18 protein-coding genes are annotated in these 15,049 nt (G+C 66.1%); 9 read left to right on the forward strand and 9 right to left on the reverse strand.

Going from position 1 to position 15,049, the window contains the following annotated elements:
* Positions 1-25: 25 nt before the first annotated feature.
* From LLW23_RS03970 to LLW23_RS03980, 3 genes are all read left to right on the forward strand, one after another.
* Positions 26-460, forward strand: a complete 435-nt coding sequence (locus LLW23_RS03970; RefSeq protein WP_228947486.1) for a CoA-binding protein — start codon at positions 26-28, stop codon at positions 458-460.
* Positions 461-732: 272 nt separating this feature from the next.
* Positions 733-1,866: an NAD(P)H-dependent flavin oxidoreductase gene (locus LLW23_RS03975; RefSeq protein ID WP_228947487.1), complete on the forward strand. Its 1,134-nt coding sequence runs from the start codon at positions 733-735 to the stop codon at positions 1,864-1,866.
* Positions 1,867-1,951: 85 nt separating this feature from the next.
* Entirely contained in the window at positions 1,952-2,671 is a 720-nt protein-coding gene (locus tag LLW23_RS03980; protein ID WP_228947488.1) for a hypothetical protein, read from the forward strand.
* A gap of 12 nt (positions 2,672-2,683) precedes the next feature.
* Here LLW23_RS03980 and LLW23_RS03985 read toward each other — a convergent pair whose 3' ends face one another.
* On the reverse strand, positions 2,684-3,052 hold the full coding sequence (locus tag LLW23_RS03985) for a DUF4440 domain-containing protein (RefSeq protein WP_228947489.1): 369 nt from the start codon (positions 3,050-3,052) through the stop codon (positions 2,684-2,686).
* Positions 3,053-3,202: 150 nt separating this feature from the next.
* Here LLW23_RS03985 and LLW23_RS03990 point away from each other — a divergent pair, with 150 nt between their 5' ends.
* Positions 3,203-4,264: an SDR family oxidoreductase gene (locus LLW23_RS03990; protein ID WP_228947490.1), complete on the forward strand. Its 1,062-nt coding sequence runs from the start codon at positions 3,203-3,205 to the stop codon at positions 4,262-4,264.
* 115 nt (positions 4,265-4,379) lie between these two features.
* Here LLW23_RS03990 and LLW23_RS03995 read toward each other — a convergent pair whose 3' ends face one another.
* Entirely contained in the window at positions 4,380-5,030 is a 651-nt protein-coding gene (locus LLW23_RS03995) for a YoaK family protein (protein ID WP_228947491.1), read from the reverse strand.
* A 75-nt stretch (positions 5,031-5,105) separates the two neighbouring features.
* Positions 5,106-5,864, reverse strand: a complete 759-nt coding sequence (locus tag LLW23_RS04000) for a competence/damage-inducible protein A (protein WP_228947492.1) — start codon at positions 5,862-5,864, stop codon at positions 5,106-5,108.
* 54 nt (positions 5,865-5,918) lie between these two features.
* Between LLW23_RS04000 and map the strand changes: the two genes are divergently transcribed.
* A complete protein-coding gene (gene map / locus LLW23_RS04005; protein ID WP_228947493.1) occupies positions 5,919-6,746 on the forward strand; it encodes a type I methionyl aminopeptidase in 828 nt (275 codons plus the stop codon).
* Positions 6,747-6,877: 131 nt separating this feature from the next.
* Here the strand turns inward: map and LLW23_RS04010 are convergent, their stop codons facing one another.
* The gene (locus LLW23_RS04010) at positions 6,878-7,507 is read right to left on the reverse strand and encodes an Npun_F0296 family exosortase-dependent surface protein (RefSeq protein ID WP_228947494.1); all 630 of its coding nucleotides are present in this window, start codon (positions 7,505-7,507) and stop codon (positions 6,878-6,880) included.
* A 226-nt stretch (positions 7,508-7,733) separates the two neighbouring features.
* On the opposite strand from LLW23_RS04010, the gene LLW23_RS04015 reads away from it, so the two are divergent.
* On the forward strand, positions 7,734-8,390 hold the full coding sequence (locus LLW23_RS04015; protein WP_228947495.1) for a tetratricopeptide repeat protein: 657 nt from the start codon (positions 7,734-7,736) through the stop codon (positions 8,388-8,390).
* Positions 8,391-8,478: 88 nt separating this feature from the next.
* On the forward strand, positions 8,479-10,659 hold the full coding sequence (locus LLW23_RS04020; RefSeq protein WP_228947496.1) for a PQQ-dependent dehydrogenase, methanol/ethanol family: 2,181 nt from the start codon (positions 8,479-8,481) through the stop codon (positions 10,657-10,659).
* A gap of 4 nt (positions 10,660-10,663) precedes the next feature.
* Here LLW23_RS04020 and LLW23_RS04025 read toward each other — a convergent pair whose 3' ends face one another.
* Positions 10,664-10,888: a type II toxin-antitoxin system HicA family toxin gene (locus tag LLW23_RS04025; protein ID WP_228947497.1), complete on the reverse strand. Its 225-nt coding sequence runs from the start codon at positions 10,886-10,888 to the stop codon at positions 10,664-10,666.
* On the reverse strand, positions 10,881-11,087 hold the full coding sequence (locus LLW23_RS04030) for a type II toxin-antitoxin system HicB family antitoxin (protein WP_228947499.1): 207 nt from the start codon (positions 11,085-11,087) through the stop codon (positions 10,881-10,883). Before LLW23_RS04030 ends, LLW23_RS04025 begins: the two co-directional genes overlap by 8 nt.
* 215 nt (positions 11,088-11,302) lie before the next feature.
* Between LLW23_RS04030 and LLW23_RS04035 the strand changes: the two genes are divergently transcribed.
* Positions 11,303-11,641 carry a P-II family nitrogen regulator gene (locus tag LLW23_RS04035; protein WP_228947500.1) on the forward strand — a complete coding sequence of 113 codons (339 nt, stop codon included), beginning with the start codon at positions 11,303-11,305 and terminating at the stop codon, positions 11,639-11,641.
* A 138-nt stretch (positions 11,642-11,779) separates the two neighbouring features.
* Positions 11,780-13,192, forward strand: coding sequence for a type I glutamate--ammonia ligase (gene glnA, locus LLW23_RS04040; RefSeq protein ID WP_228947501.1), 1,413 nt, complete (start codon positions 11,780-11,782; stop codon positions 13,190-13,192).
* Positions 13,193-13,543: 351 nt separating this feature from the next.
* Here the strand turns inward: glnA and LLW23_RS04045 are convergent, their stop codons facing one another.
* The 3 genes from LLW23_RS04045 to LLW23_RS04055 all read right to left on the reverse strand — a co-directional run bounded on the left by LLW23_RS04045 (position 13,544) and on the right by LLW23_RS04055 (position 14,980).
* On the reverse strand, positions 13,544-14,173 hold the full coding sequence (locus LLW23_RS04045) for a DUF3800 domain-containing protein (RefSeq protein ID WP_333473792.1): 630 nt from the start codon (positions 14,171-14,173) through the stop codon (positions 13,544-13,546).
* Positions 14,119-14,274, reverse strand: coding sequence for a DUF3800 domain-containing protein (locus LLW23_RS04050; protein ID WP_228947503.1), 156 nt, complete (start codon positions 14,272-14,274; stop codon positions 14,119-14,121). The genes LLW23_RS04045 and LLW23_RS04050 overlap by 55 nt, the downstream gene beginning before the upstream one ends.
* 307 nt (positions 14,275-14,581) lie before the next feature.
* On the reverse strand, positions 14,582-14,980 hold the full coding sequence (locus LLW23_RS04055; protein ID WP_228947504.1) for an endonuclease domain-containing protein: 399 nt from the start codon (positions 14,978-14,980) through the stop codon (positions 14,582-14,584).
* Positions 14,981-15,049: the final 69 nt, after the last annotated feature.

Genomic DNA, 15,049 nt, shown 5'->3' on the forward strand with positions numbered 1-15,049 from the left:
GGACCATTTTTCAGGAGCCGTCGCCATGCCGTTGACCGCCGACGCCGACATCAAGGCCCTGCTCGAAGAAACCCGCACGATCGCACTGGTCGGCGCCTCCGACCGCCCCGATCGGCCGAGCTACCGCGTCATGAAGCAGCTGCAGGACCACGGCTATCGCGTGATCCCGGTCAACCCGCAGATCACCGGCGAGCATGTCCACGGCGAATTCATCTTCCGCGACCTCAGTCAGATCGGCGATCCGATCGACATGGTCGACATCTTCCGCCGTTCCGAAGCCGCCGGCGACGCAGTCGACGAGGCGATCGCCGCCGGTGCCAAATCGGTGTGGATGCAGCTCGGCGTGATCAACGTCACCGCCGCCGCCCGCGCAGAAACCGCCGGCCTGAAAGTCGTCATGGACCGCTGCCCCGCGATCGACATTCCCCGGCTCGGCGTCGCGCCGATCGAAGCGTCGTAACCCCTCCCGTCATCCCGGCCTTGCGCCGGGATCCCGCTTCTTCTCCAACCGGCAAGAAGCCGCGGGACCCCGGCTCAAGGCCGGGGTGACAAACGGGATACGTCATGCCGGCCTCGTGCCGGCATCCACCCCTCCACGAACTCCACAGACCTAGGACACGCGGCACCGTGGATGCCCGGACAAGCCCGGCATGACGGATGAAACGCACCTCAACCCCTTCCCTTTCCCCGCCCGACCCGCAACAACGCGGCAAAACAACGGGAGAGGCCCCCATGAAATCACCGATCTGCGCGATGCTCGGCATCGATTTCCCGCTGCTCGCCTTCAGCCATTGCCGTGATGTCGTCGCCGCGGTCAGTCGCGCGGGCGGCTTCGGCGTGCTCGGCGCAACTGGTCACACGCTCGAAAGCCTCGAAACCGAACTCGCCTGGATCGACGCGCATGTCGACGGCAAGCCCTACGGCCTCGACGTCCTGATCCCGGAGAACCTCGCCACCGGCGGCGCCAAGGGCCTCACCCGCGCCTCGATCATGGACAAGGTGCCCGCCCAGCACCGCGCCTTCGTCGGCGAACTCGCCGAAAAGCATCATTTCACCATGCCCGAGGAACGCGCCGACTCCGCCGCCCCCGCGCCCTTCGACCCCAACCTGGCGCTCGCGATGCTCGACGTCGCCTTCCGCCATCCCATCAAATTAATTGCCAACGCGCTCGGCGTGCCCCCGCAAGCGATGATCGACCTCGGCCACAAGCACGGCGTCCCCGTCGCCGCGCTGGTCGGCGCGAAGGAACATGCCATCCGGCAGGTCGATGCCGGCGTCGACATCCTCGTCGTCCAGGGCGGCGAGGCCGGCGGCCATTGCGGCGAAGTCTCGACGATCGTCCTGATCCCCGAAGTCATCCGCGCGTTGGAGGCACACGGCAAGCGCGTCCCCGTCCTTGCCGCCGGCGGGATCATGACCGGCGGGCAGATGGCCGGCATGATGGCGATGGGCGCCGACGGCGCGTGGACCGGCTCGGTCTGGCTCGCGACCCCCGAAAGCGAATGCTCCGACGTGTTCCGCGAGAAGATGGTTGCCGCCACCTCGCGCGATACCGTCCGCTCGAAAAGCCGCACCGGCAAGCCTTCGCGCCAGCTCCGCTCCGCCTGGACCGACGCGTGGGAAGGCCCCACGTCGCCCGGCCCGCTGCCGATGCCGTACCAGAGCCTGATCAGCGAACCTGCGATCCGCGCCTGCGATCTCGCCGCGCAGAAGGGCGATCCCGCCGCGCGCGAGATGGTCACCTATTTCGTCGGCCAGGGCGTCGGCCTGGTCGATCAAGTCCGGCCGGCGGGCCAGGTCGTGCAGGATTTCAAGATGGAGTTCGCCGAGGCGATCGAGCGGATCACCACGCTTGTCGGCGACTAAGATGAACTCCGTTTGCGACGAATTGAGGCAGTATTACAGTCCTTTAATCTAGGCGCCCGCCCGGGTCGGAGCTAAGGCGCGCCGCATGATTGGTACACATGAATGGAACCACGCGCCCGCCAGTCGAGGGCCGCTCTCGACCCCGCTTCTAACCTGGACGCTGGCCTTCTGGGCCGCGACCTACTTGTTGTTCACGCTCCGCTCGGAACTCACGCCGGAGGAGGTGACGATCGTACTAAGCGACCGGCGGCTTATCAGCACCGCTGCCGGCGCCGTCTTGTTCGCGATGGTGATCATTGCCGCGCGTCACTGGATCGCGATGGGTCGCCGCGGGCTGCGCCTGCTGTGGACGGTCGTGCCGGCTTCCATAATCGTGCTGTGCGTCCGCGCCACGGTAAACGACCTTTGGGGCGCTGCCATCCCATTCGCCACCGACTTGCGCTGGATGCTCACCTGGGCGAGCTATTTCGCAATCGGGCTCGGCCTGTTCCTGCTGGCGCATCGCGAGGGCACCGCGGGCCGGCTGATGCGCCACGCCGCCGCCGCCGTCACGACCCGTCGCCCGACCGCGGCGGCTGCCACCTTGGCCGTGCTGCCAGCCACACCCGATTACGAGTGGATCGTCGATGCGCTCGCAGCCGACCTCGTCCAGACGCCCGCCGCTTCGCGCGACGCGCTCCTGGCGAAGCTGAAACAGCGCGCCGGCTACGAACTCGCCGACCCCGCCGATCCGTTCGCCCCGGCGCACAACGCCCGCATCATGCTGGTCGATCGCCTCGCCGCGCGCGCCCGCGCGACGGGCTGACCGGACGATCGATCAAGCCTTGGCGGCAACCACCGGCGGCACCGTCTGCTGGTGCTGCACCACACGCCACACGTCATGCTCCAGCCGGCGCATCGTGGTCGTGCAATAAGCGACATATTCGCCATCGTCGCCGCGCGTCGCGTCGGCCTTGTAGGCGATGGTGATCAGCCCATCCTGCGGCCGCATCACCTGCTGCTCGCTGAACGCCACCTCGCTCCAGCGCGGCGTGTCCGCCACCGCCGCGATCGCCTGCGCGCCGGTCATCACGAATGGCTGCTCGGGCAGCACCATCACGCATTCGTCGTCGATCAGGTCGCGATAATGATCGGCATCGCCGGTCCACAGGCTTTCCTCGAACGCCCAAACTCGCTGGTCTTCCATCACATTTCTCCGATCAGATGGCAGGCAAGCGCAGGGTCGATCGGATCGTTCCGCAGGAACGTTGCGTCGCGAAGGATCGTTGGTGGGGCAGGTCGGACGAAAGCGCGGATCGCCGCGCTCGCCGTACCCATCCCCGACAGGAGCATGAAGATGGCCGGAACGGCATTGGTGGTAGGCGCGAGCGGAATCGTCGGCAGCGCGACCGCGACCCTCCTCGCGAACGAAGGCTGGAGCGTCCACGGCCTCGCCCGCCGCCCCACCGCGCGCGCTGGCATACAGCCAGTCGCCGCCGATCTGCAGGACGCCGCCGGCACTGCCGCCGCGCTCGCCGATCTGCGCCCCGATGCGGTGTTCATCACCACCTGGTCGCGGCAGGGCAGCGAAGCGGAGAACATTCGCGTCAACGCTGCAATGGTCCGCAACCTGCTCGACGCGCTCCGCCCCGGCGGCAGCGTCCGCCACGTCGCGCTCGTCACCGGCCTGAAGCACTATCTCGGCCCATTCGAGGCCTATGGCAAAGGCACGCTGCCGCAGACCCCGTTCCGCGAGGAACAGTCCCGGCTCGACATCGAGAACTTCTATTACGCGCAGGAGGACGAGCTGTTCGCCGCCGCCGCCCGCGACGGGTTCGGTTGGAGCGTCCACCGCCCGCACACTGTGATCGGCCATGCCGTCGGCAATGCGATGAACATGGGCTCGACGCTCGCCGTCTACGCCTCGCTATGCCGCGAAACGGGCCAGCCGTTCCGCTTCCCGGGTTCGGCCGCGCAGTGGAACGGCCTCACCGACATGACCGACGCCGGCCAGCTCGCCAAACACCTTCTCTGGGCGACGACCACCCCGGAAGCACGCGATCAGGCGTTCAACGTCGTCAACGGCGATGTCTTCCGCTGGAGCTGGATGTGGAGCCGCATCGCCGATTGGTTCGGCCTCGAACCCGCACCGTTCGACGGCAGGGTCGACCCGCTTGAACATCAGATGCAAGACGCTGCCCCCGTCTGGCGCGCGCTCGCCGAACGCCACGGCCTCGCCGAACCCGATCTGACCCGAGTCTCCTCCGCGTGGCACACCGACGCCGATCTCGGCCGACCGATCGAGGTCGTCACCGACATGAGCAAAAGCCGCCGCCTCGGCTTCACCGCCTACCAACCCACCGACGACGCCTTCTTCGCACTATTCACCCGCCTCCGCGAAGACCGCCTGATCCCGTAGAGCAATCCTCCCCAAACCAATCCTCCCCAAGCTCCGCTTGGGGAGGGGGACCGCGCCCGCAGGGCGCGGTGGAGGGGCTGGCCAGGCGAACCCATGGCCACAAATCCCCCCAACTTCACCGCCCATCCGATACCGGCCCAAGCCCGACAGCCCCAATCCCCAACGCCGCCGCAAATCCCGCCGCAATCCACAACGCCTGCAGCCCCGCGACCGGATAGATCGCCGCGCCGATGGCCGCGCCAGCGACGAGCCCCAGCCACAACGTCAGATACGGCAGCCAGCCAAACCGAGACCCGCCCTGCAATGCCGCCATCAAATGCTGCCCGACCTTGACGAGCGTCCCCGTCATATACGTCACGCCCACGCTCACCTCACCGTCGCGCTGGAACACCGTGTTCGCCGCGCCCAGGGCAAACGCCATCAGCAAGGTGGGGTAGGTCGACTGACCGATCATCAGATCGACCACGCTCGCCACCACCAGCCCGGCGGTAACGAGCGCCAGAACCGCCGGCTTGCGCCATGCGCCGCCCCTGCCCCCGGCCGCTGACCCCGCCATCACTCCAACAACGAAAGACGCGATCAGCGCGCCGGCGAACAGGCTGCCGTGAACCGGCGTCGCTGCGCCGACCGCCAGCCGCGTCGAGTTGCCGCTCATGAATGATACGAACATGCCACGCAGGCTCAGGAAGCCGAGAGCGTCCACGAACCCGGCGAGCACCGCAAGGGCGACCGCCAGCAGTCGGTAGCGGCGATGATAGCGGCGCATCGCGCAACGCTTAGGAGCAAATCACCCGAATTGGCAGCTGCTTCGGCGCGTCGCGCCGCGTGAACCCACCCCGCGCTAGATGCCTTGCGCCACAACCCGATGTCCCGCGGCTTCCAGCGCCGCTGTCAAATCCGCGATGCACGCATCGACTGCCACCGCATCCGGTGACCGCACCACGAAATTCGCCCCGGTCCGCCCCTCGCGGAAGAACGGATAGCTCCCGATCGCCACTCCGGCGTGCGCCTTTTCCATCGCGCGCAGCAGATCGGCGACCTCGCTCTCCGCCACCCAACAGCCGATTTGCTTGCTCACCACCGGCCGCCCGCCCTCGAGCGTTCCGGTCAGCGCATCGAGCATGCCCGCGGTGATGTGCGGCACGCCCGCCATGATGAACACGTTCTCCACCCGGATCCCCGGCGCGCCTGACATGCGGTTCTCGATCAGCCCGGCGCCCTCGGGCACACGTGCCATCCGCAGCCGCGCCTCGGTCGCTCCGCCGCGCGTTGCGTAATAGCGCTCCAGCACCGCCACCGCCTTGGGATGATGCACCACGCCCACCCCTAGCGCCGCGGCGATCGCGTCGACCGTAATGTCGTCGTGCGTCGGCCCGATCCCGCCGGTGGTGAACAGGTAATCGTTGCGCGCGCGCAGCGTGTTGACCGCTTCGACGATCGCCTCCTCGCGATCCGCCACCACGCGCACCTCGGCCAGCCGGATGCCCTGGACGTTGAGCCATTGCGCGATCTGCGCGACATTCTTGTCCTGCGTGCGTCCTGAAAGGATCTCGTCGCCGATGACGACGAGCGCGGCGGTCCAGATGCGTTCGGCTTCCATGCGGCCTTTGGCATAGCCTCGCAAAACCGCCCGCGTCACGCTATATCGCGCGTCATGACCGATTACGTCACCGTCACCAGCGACGCCCCGCTCGCCCGAACCGGCGCCATCAAGCTCCACGGTGCGGAGGCCTTCGCCGGCATGCACGCCGCCGGGCGTATCGCCGCCGAAACGCTCGACATGGTCGCCGCGCATATGGTCCCCGGTGTCACCACCGGCGAGATCGATCGGCTGATCTACGATTTCGTGAAGGCCAAGGGCGGCGTTCCCGCGACGCTCGGCTATCGCGGTTACACCCACAGCAGCTGCATCTCGATCAATCACGTCGTCTGCCACGGCATCCCGAGCGAAAAGACGCTGAAGTCGGGCGACATCGTCAACGTCGACGTCACGCCGATCGTCGACGGCTGGCACGGCGATTCATCGCGCATGTACCTGATCGGAGACGTGCCCCTGAAGGCGCGCCGTCTCGTCGAAGTCACCTACGAATGCCTGATGATCGGCATCGCGCAGGCGAGGCCCGGCAACACGCTCGGCGACGTCGCGCACGCGATCCAGCGCCACGCCGAGTCGCACCGCTACGGCGTCGTGCGCGATTTCTGCGGCCACGGCCTCGGCCGCCTGTTCCACGACGCGCCCGAGGTGGTGCACGTCGGCCGCCCCGGCACCGGGCCCGAGCTCAAGCCCGGGATGATCTTCACGATCGAGCCGATGATCAACATCGGCCGCCCCGACGTGAAGCTGCTCGAAGATGGCTGGACGGCAGTGACGCGCGACCGCTCGCTCTCGGCGCAGTTCGAACATTCGATCGGCATCACTGACGACGGCTGCGAGATCTTCACCACCTCGCCAGCAGGCCTGCACAAGCCCCCCTACTTCTGACGCTATTCCGTTCGCCCTGAGGAGGTGCCGAGCGGAGCGAGGTGCCGTCTCGCAGTGCACGCCCCAATGCTTCGAGACGGTACTTCGCCTTCGGCTCAGCACCTCCTCAGCACGAACGAACTAGTGGATCGTCAAACTTTCCGGCGCTTCAGCACCCGCCGCCCCAGCGCGCCGAGCCCAATCGCAAACAGCCCGAGCGTCCCCGGCTCCGGCACGGGCGCGGGCGATCCGGGCGCAGTGCCGAACGCCACATTGTCGATCTCGAAATCGGTCCCGAAGCTCTCGAACGTCAGGCTGCGGATCCCGCCGAAGCCCTGCGCCGCATCGAGCGTATACGCGACATAACGGTTGCTCTCCGGCGACGTCTGGTCGCCATTCGCCGGCGGAAGGTCGCCGCCGGTAAAGCTCGCGATCAGCGCGCCGAAATTGTCGAACAGCGACACCTTGTTGAACGTGTCGATCGAACCCCACAGGAAACCGACCGACTGGTGTTCCTTGTCCGCCGTCAACCGCACGGGCTCGCGCTCGGTGATCAGATACTTCCCGGTGCCCCCCGCCGGCGCCGCATATTGCCCCGGAACGGTGCCCTGCACGATCTTGCCGCCATATAGCGAGAAGCCCGCCGGCAGTGGCGAGTCGAAGTCGACGACGGTCGCCCAGCTCGGCAGCTCGGGCTGATAGTCCCAGCTCTGCGTGGTCTGCGCGCTCGCAGCACCAGCCGTCGCGAGCAAAGCCGCGGTGCAAAGAAGAAGATGCCTCATGTCGGTCGAGCCCCCATCGCTGGTCGTGCTCCCTCCATGTCTGACGCCGCTGTCCTCGGCGCACATCTTTGATGGTTAATGCAGTGCCAAATCGGGCTGCAGTTGCGATCGTCGCTACCGGAAGCTCGCTCTGTCCCACGGCGATACAAAGGCAGCACTCGAAACGGCCCCTTAACCCGCATCAAGCTAACGTTGTCCCAGCAGGGGCCGGGCTGGAGCGAATCGCATGCCACGCAAGTGGATCGTCGGTGGATTGGTGGCGCTCGCCGCAACGGGTACGGTCGCCGCGATCGGGCTCACGCGCCCCGCCGCGACGCCCTCGACCACCGCGCAACAGCCACGCCGCGAGCTGCTGCTTCCCCCGCCCGCCCCGGCAACCGCCGATCTCGCGCAACTGCAGGCCGCGACGCGACGGTCGCCCGGTTCGGCCGACGCATGGATCGCGCTGGGCGATTATCAGCTCCGCGCCAAAGCTTTCGCCGATGCAATCGCCTCGTATGACAAAGGCCTCGCGATCGACCCCGCCCGCTCGGCGACTTGGTCCGCCCTCGGCGAGGCGCATATCCAGACGCAGCGCAGCGACACCGCGAAGATGCCCGCCGAGGCGCGCGCCGCCTTCGACAAGGCACTCGCGCTCGATCCAGACGACATGCGCGCCAATTTCTACGCCATCATGGAACGCGATTTCCTCGGCCAGCATGATCGCGCCATCGGCGAATGGCTCCAGATGCTGCGCCGCGCGCCGATGGGGTCGGACGCCGACGAGGCGATCCGCGCCGCCATGGCCGCCTCGATCAACCGCAACCTGGTGCAGATCAAGCGCGCGATGGCCGATGCGACCCGCGTCCAGCCGCAGTTCGAGGCCCCCCGCCCCGGGAACTAAGTCGAACGGCTCAACCCCTCTTTCCCTCGTCCGCGCTTTGCGCCACGGTCGCGCCAGCCCGGGCACATGGGTGGGGAGAGAGTTGAACATGCGGATCACAATCGCGTTGGCAGCCGCGCTGGCGCTCACATCGTGCAATGTCGCCACCAGCCAGGATCGCGATGCCGCGACCGGCGCGGGCAAGGTCGATGCCGCGCTGCTCACCAGCGGCGGCGACGGCCGCGACTGGGCGATGACCGGATTCAACTATCAGGAGCAGCGCTATTCGCCGCTCACCCAGATCAACGCCGGCAACGTCGGTCAGCTCGGCCTCGCCTGGTATGCGGACATGCCCGATGCGCGCGGCCAGGAAGCCACCCCGATCGTCATCGACGGCAAGCTCTTCGTCACCGGCCCGTGGTCGAAGGTATTCGCCTATGACGCCGGCACTGGCCAAAAGCTGTGGGAATTCGATCCCGGCATCGACAAGTCGAAAGGCGTCGAGGCCTGCTGCGACGTCGTCAACCGCGGCGTCGCCGCCTGGAAGGGCCGGCTGTACGTCGGCACGATCGACGGCCGGCTGATCGCGCTCAATGCCGTGACGGGGAAGCAGGACTGGTCGGTCCAGACCACCGACAATTCCAAGCCCTACACCATCACCGGCGCGCCGCGCGTGGTGAAGGGCATGGTGATGATCGGCAACGGCGGCGCCGAGTTCGGCGTGCGCGGCTATGTCACCGCCTATGACGCGACCACCGGCGCGAAGAAGTGGCGCTTCTACACCGTCCCCAATCCCACCGGCGCGAAGGACGGCGAGGCGAGCGACGCCGCGATGGCGAAGGTCTCCCCCACCTGGTCGAAGAACGGCCAGTGGAAACAATCCGGCGGCGGCGGCACCGTGTGGGACTCGATCGTCTACGACGCGGAACTCGACCAACTCTATCTCGGCGTCGGCAATGGCTCGCCCTGGAACCACGGCCTGCGCAGCGAGGGCGAAGGCGACAACCTCTTCCTGTCGTCGATCGTCGCACTGAAGCCCGATACCGGGGCGTACGTCTGGCACTATCAGGAAACCCCCGGCGAGACGTGGGATTTCACCGCGACGCAACCGATCAACCTCGCCACACTCGCGATCGGGGGGCAGCAGCGCAAGGTGCTGATGCAGGCGCCGAAGAACGGCTTCTTCTACGTCGTCGATCGCACCAACGGAAAGCTCATCAACGCCGGCCAGTTCATTCCCGGCGTCAACTGGGCGACCGGCTATGACATGAAGACCGGCCGCCCGATCGAGAACCCCGAGGCGCGCTACTACAAGACGGGCAAGCCCTTCCTCGCCACGCCGAGCGCGATCGCCGCGCACAACTGGCAGCCGATGAGCTTCAATCCGCAGGCCGGCCTGGCGTACATCCCCGCGCAGATCGTCGGCTCGGCGTATCTCAGCCCATCCTCCCCGCTCGACGCCGCCAAGCCGATCGGCTTCAACGTCGGCCAGGATCTCGGCAACGCGATGTACCCGCGCGACGCCGCCGCGGTGAAGGCCGCCACCGCCGGCGCGACCGGCCAGTTGGTCGCCTGGGATCCGGTCGCCAACAAGGCGCGCTGGACGGTCGATTATCCAACGCCATGGAACGGCGGGACGATGACGACCGCGGGCAACCTTGTCTTCCAGGGCACGGCGATGGGCGAGTTCCGCGCCTACACCGCCGATACCGGCAAGCAGGTGTTCAATTATCCCGTCGGCACCGGCATCATGGCCGGCGCCTCCACCTTCATGATCGGCAAGGATCAATACGTCGCGGTCCTCGCCGGCCGCGGCGGCGCGCTGCCGCTGTCGCTCGGCTACGCGATCGGCAAGGCGCGCGACGTGCCCAACGTCCCCCGCCTGCTCGTGTTCAAGCTCGGCGGCAAGGTCGCGCTCCCCGCCACGCAAACACAGGATTCCACCCCCGTCGCCCTCCCCGAGAACAAGGCCACGCCGCAGCAGGTTGCGCAGGGCCAGGCGCTCTACGGCCGCTATTGTCAGGTCTGCCACGGCGCCAGCGCCGGCGGCGGCGGCGTACTCCCCAACCTCCAGCGTTCGGCCACGCTGGCCGATGCCGACACCTGGAAATCGATCCTGATCGACGGCGCGCTCAAGGATCAGGGCATGGTCAGCTTCGCCAAGGTGATGACCCCCGAACAGGCCCAACTCGTCCGCCTCTACGTGATCGACGAAGCGACCTGGGCGCAGAAGAACCTCGGCGACGCGAAGGCGGCGGCGGCTTCACCGAAGGCATCGGGAGCAAACTGATCGATCAGCCGCGCGCGACGGCGGCCAGGAAAGCGTCCGGCGTCACCCCCGCCTGCCGGATGATGCCGCCGAGCGTGCCGCGTTTCACTTCGCGGTGCAACGGCACGACGCAGCCAATCGTGCCGTTGCGCAGCACGACATGGCTGCCGCGCTGCCGGACCTGCACGAACCCCAACCGTTCGAGCGCGCGAACGATCTCCCCACCCGACAGGATCGGATAGTCAGGCACCCGCGCCGACGGTGAAGCTGGTAACCACCGCAGGCCCGACGATGTCGAGCGGGAACTCCTCGAGATACAGCTCGACCGCCTCGCGCAGATTGGCGACCGCGTGCTCGACCGTCTCCCCCTCGCTGACACAACCCGTTTCGGGGTTCATTGCGGTGAAGCCGCCTTCCACGGCGGGGGTGAGAACGGCGGTGACTTGCATGGCATGCTCCTGTCCGCGCCAAGGTGGCAGCAGCGCGCGTGATCCGCAACCTGCCCCCCAAACCGGCACACCGCCCCCCGCTGCCCAATCGTTAGGCATCCGTTAACCCGCCCCTTGCGCGAGTCTCCACCTTGCCCTTGGCGCGGCGGGCTGGCACGTTCGATGCAAGCACCGACGATGGGGCGAGGGTTCTAACCAGGGGTGGGCGTTTCCGCGTGAAGAAGATCGAAGCGATCATCAAGCCGTTCAAGCTCGATGAGGTGAAGGAGGCGCTGCACGAAGTGGGCGTCTCGGGCATCACCGTCACCGAGGCGAAGGGCTTCGGCCGCCAGAAGGGCCACACCGAGCTGTATCGCGGCGCCGAATATGTCGTCGATTTCCTCCCCAAGGTGAAGCTCGAGGTCGTCGTCGAGGACGGCCTGGTCGATCGCGTGGTCGAGGCGATCGCCCAGGCCGCGCAGACCGGCCGCATCGGCGACGGCAAGATCTTCGTCATGCCCGTCGAAACCGCGCTCCGCATCCGCACCGGCGAACGAAACGAGGACGCGATTTAAGCATCTCCCCTCCCGCTTCGCGGGAGGGGTCGGGGGAGGGCATGTCAGCCCGACAACCCCACCGGACACAAGACATCCCCTCCCCTAACCCCTCCCGCAAGCGGGAGGGGAATTAGGTAAAAAGAAGGAAGACGCAAAATGGCAACCACCGCCTCCGACATCATCAAGAAGATCAAGGAAGAAGAGATCGAGTGGGTCGATCTGCGATTCACCGATCCCAAGGGCAAGTGGCAGCATCTCACGATGGTCGCGAGCCTCATCGGCGAAGACGAGCTGACCGACGGGCTGATGTTCGACGGCTCCTCGATCGAGGGCTGGAAGGCGATCAACGAATCCGACATGACGCTGAAGCTCGATCTGGATGCGGTCTATACCGATCCCTTCTCGGCCACGCCGATGCTGATCGTGTTCTGCGACATCGTCGAGCCCGCCACGGGCGAGGGCTACAGCCGCGATCCGCGCACCACCGCCAAGCGTGCCGAGGCGTATCTCAAGACCACCGGCATCGGTGACACGGTGTACGTCGGCCCCGAAGCCGAATTCTTCATGTTCGACGACGTGCGCTTCGACACGACGTACAACCAGTCGTATTTCAAGATCGACGATATCGAGCTGCCGACCAACACCGGCCGCGAATATGAAGGCGGCAACCTCGCGCACCGTCCGCGCGCCAAGGGCGGCTATTTCCCCGTCGCGCCGGTCGACAGCGCCGTCGACATCCGCGCCGAGATGGTCTCGACGATGATCGAGATGGGCCTGCCGTGCGACAAGCACCACCACGAGGTCGCCGCCGCGCAGCACGAGCTGGGCATGACCTTCGGCACGCTGACGACCACCGCGGATCGCATGCAGATCTACAAGTACGTCGTCCACCAGGTCGCGCAGGCCTATGGCAAGAGCGCGACGTTCATGCCCAAGCCGATCAAGGAAGATAACGGCTCGGGGATGCACACGCACTTCTCGATCTGGAACGAAAAGACCCCGCTGTTCGCCGGCGAGGGCTATGCCGGCCTGTCCGAGATGTGCCTGTTCTTCATCGGCGGCATCATCAAGCATGCCAAGGCCGTGAACGCCTTCACCAACCCGACCACCAACAGCTACAAGCGGCTGGTGCCGGGCTATGAAGCCCCAGTGCTGCTCGCCTATTCGGCGCGCAACCGCTCGGCCTCGTGCCGCATCCCTTACGGCACCGGCCCCAAGGCCAAGCGCGTCGAGATCCGCTTCCCCGACGCGATGGCCAACCCGTACCTGTGCTACGCCGCACTGATGATGGCCGGCCTCGACGGCATCCAGAACAAGATCCATCCGGGCGAAGCGATGGACAAGAACCTGTACGATTTGCCGCCGGCAGAGCTCGCCGAAGTGCCGACCGTCTGCGCATCGTTGCGCGAGGCACTCGACAGCCTGATGGCCGACCACGACTTCCTGCTGAAGGGAGACGTGTTCACCAAGGACCAGATCGAGGCGTACGTCGAACTGAAGTGGGGCGAAGTCGCGCGTTGGGAAATGACGCCGAGCCCGGTTGAGTACGATATGTACTACAGCGCCTGAGCGTGCCGCGCCGGCACGCGGTGCGGCGGGCAAAGCCCCGCCGCACAGGCGCTGTCGGCCGGCCTCGCTATAGCGAGGACCGACTTAGCCTGTCCTGAGCGCCTGCTTTGCAGGCAGTCGAAGGGCGGCTTTGCCGCGGCGGGGTTTGAGAGAGGGGCGTCCGGTTAGCCGGGCGCCCTTTGCGATTGCGGTCGGCGTCTGCGTTCTCCGAACCGTCGTTTCCCGACCGGTAAATCAAGACCGTCCGGCACGCTTGCGCACATCTCGCGGCTCCACTATCTCTATTGCTAAGGATTGGGCTTTCCCGGTCGACGTCAGGGCTTCGGGTGACCGGAGCCCTTTCGTTTGCAATCAGGGAAACACTTTGAAGTCCCAGATCCGATCGGCGACGATATCGAATGCCCGGTTTGGTTGGCCCGGCTTTATCGCGCGCAGTGCAAGTGGTCTGGCGATCAGGTCGGCGAGTTGATGTCCCGCTAAGTTCGCCGCCTTTGGGACAAATAGTGGTTCGAGCGGCGTTCGAGTGAAATCTACAGCCCGCCAGCCCCAGCGCTTGTCATTCGCCGCGACGCGCCGGAACTCTAATTCGAGTTGCCGATCCTCCTCGCGCCCGCGAGCTTCGAATAAGACATGCGTCAATCGCTTTGACTGCCCATCAACAACCAGCCTGTTGCTAAGCTTCTCCATACAAAACTGCATAGCAATTTCGTATGGATTCCATGGATCGGAATAGCGCGCCTTGTGCTTGAGCTTGTCGATAACCGCACAATAAGCGTGGAAACGTGCATTGATCATTATCTCGCTCACGTCGGCCATGAAGGCCTCGCGAAGCGCGGCGTCTTGTCGAAGGAAGGCGAATGGTGGGGCCTGCTTGCGAATTTCGCGTTCATGGAGGACCGCTGCATCATGTCCGAAATATTTGAATTTTAGCCGCCTAAACGCCGGTTCGATTTCATCGGTATATGATGCCTTATCAAACACGCAAAAGACGAGGCAAATACCGGAAATTGCGGATCAATCGACGTCAGGCCATGGTCACCGCTCTCGTCTGCAAAGACGATGAAGTCGCTGAAATCGGTCATGTCACATCATTGAAGTGGTGGTTGCCGGAAAACAATGTCGCTTCATACAATACGATAGTGTTGCATCGTCAACCTACCCGTCCCCCTGCCCCGCCAGCCGCGTCCGGAGCACTTCCCATAAGACGACCTCCGGCTTCGTCATCGCGCGCCGCAACCGCCTTGCCTTCACCACCGTTCTGCCCTCGACCAATCCCCTCCACCATCCGCTACGCGGACGGTCCCCCTCCCCATCTGCGATGGGGAGGATGGCGAAGGCGTCGCCCTCCAGCGGTAATGCCGAGCGGATCGACGCCGATCAGCACCCCCCTCAATCCTCCCCATGCACAGCATGGGGAGGGGGACCAGCCGCAGGCTGGTGGAGGGGCAGCGCGCAGCGCTGAACGACAAACACCACCACCGCCTCAAGATCGTCCAGCACATCCCGCGCCGCGATCCGCAGCACCTCCACCCCCTGCCCCGCCAGCCACCGATCGCGCCGCGCGTCGCGCGCCGAGTTGTCGCCCATCTCGTGCGCCATCCCGTCCACCTCGATCGCGAGGCGGGCGGAAGCGCAGTAGAAATCCAGCACGAACGGCCCGATCGGATGCTGGCGGCGGAACTTGATCCCCGCGGGCCGAGCGCGGAGCACGTCCCACAAGGCGATCTCCGGCAGCGTCATCGCGCGCCGTAGCCGCCGCGCTTTCACTACCGTTCTCCGCTCGACCATTCCCCTCCACCATCCGCTAGCGCGGATGGTCCCCCTCCCCATCTGCGATGGGGAGGATGGCGATCACCC

Origin of the sequence: Sphingomonas radiodurans, from assembly GCF_020866845.1 — a bacterium.
Taxonomy (GTDB): Bacteria; Pseudomonadota; Alphaproteobacteria; order Sphingomonadales; family Sphingomonadaceae; genus Sphingomonas; species Sphingomonas radiodurans.

Coding starts and splice junctions, on each gene's coding strand:
- LLW23_RS03970 (WP_228947486.1), top strand. CDS start 26: ATGCCGTTGACCGCCGACGCCGACATCAAGGCCCTGCTCGAAGAAACC.
- LLW23_RS03975 (WP_228947487.1), top strand. CDS start 733: ATGAAATCACCGATCTGCGCGATGCTCGGCATCGATTTCCCGCTGCTC.
- LLW23_RS03980 (WP_228947488.1), top strand. CDS start 1,952: ATGATTGGTACACATGAATGGAACCACGCGCCCGCCAGTCGAGGGCCG.
- LLW23_RS03985 (WP_228947489.1), bottom strand. CDS start 3,052: ATGGAAGACCAGCGAGTTTGGGCGTTCGAGGAAAGCCTGTGGACCGGC.
- LLW23_RS03990 (WP_228947490.1), top strand. CDS start 3,203: ATGGCCGGAACGGCATTGGTGGTAGGCGCGAGCGGAATCGTCGGCAGC.
- LLW23_RS03995 (WP_228947491.1), bottom strand. CDS start 5,030: ATGCGCCGCTATCATCGCCGCTACCGACTGCTGGCGGTCGCCCTTGCG.
- LLW23_RS04000 (WP_228947492.1), bottom strand. CDS start 5,864: ATGGAAGCCGAACGCATCTGGACCGCCGCGCTCGTCGTCATCGGCGAC.
- map (WP_228947493.1), top strand. CDS start 5,919: ATGACCGATTACGTCACCGTCACCAGCGACGCCCCGCTCGCCCGAACC.
- LLW23_RS04010 (WP_228947494.1), bottom strand. CDS start 7,507: ATGAGGCATCTTCTTCTTTGCACCGCGGCTTTGCTCGCGACGGCTGGT.
- LLW23_RS04015 (WP_228947495.1), top strand. CDS start 7,734: ATGCCACGCAAGTGGATCGTCGGTGGATTGGTGGCGCTCGCCGCAACG.
- LLW23_RS04020 (WP_228947496.1), top strand. CDS start 8,479: ATGCGGATCACAATCGCGTTGGCAGCCGCGCTGGCGCTCACATCGTGC.
- LLW23_RS04030 (WP_228947499.1), bottom strand. CDS start 11,087: ATGCAAGTCACCGCCGTTCTCACCCCCGCCGTGGAAGGCGGCTTCACC.
- glnA (WP_228947501.1), top strand. CDS start 11,780: ATGGCAACCACCGCCTCCGACATCATCAAGAAGATCAAGGAAGAAGAG.
- LLW23_RS04050 (WP_228947503.1), bottom strand. CDS start 14,274: ATGACCGATTTCAGCGACTTCATCGTCTTTGCAGACGAGAGCGGTGAC.
- LLW23_RS04055 (WP_228947504.1), bottom strand. CDS start 14,980: ATGGTCGAGCGGAGAACGGTAGTGAAAGCGCGGCGGCTACGGCGCGCG.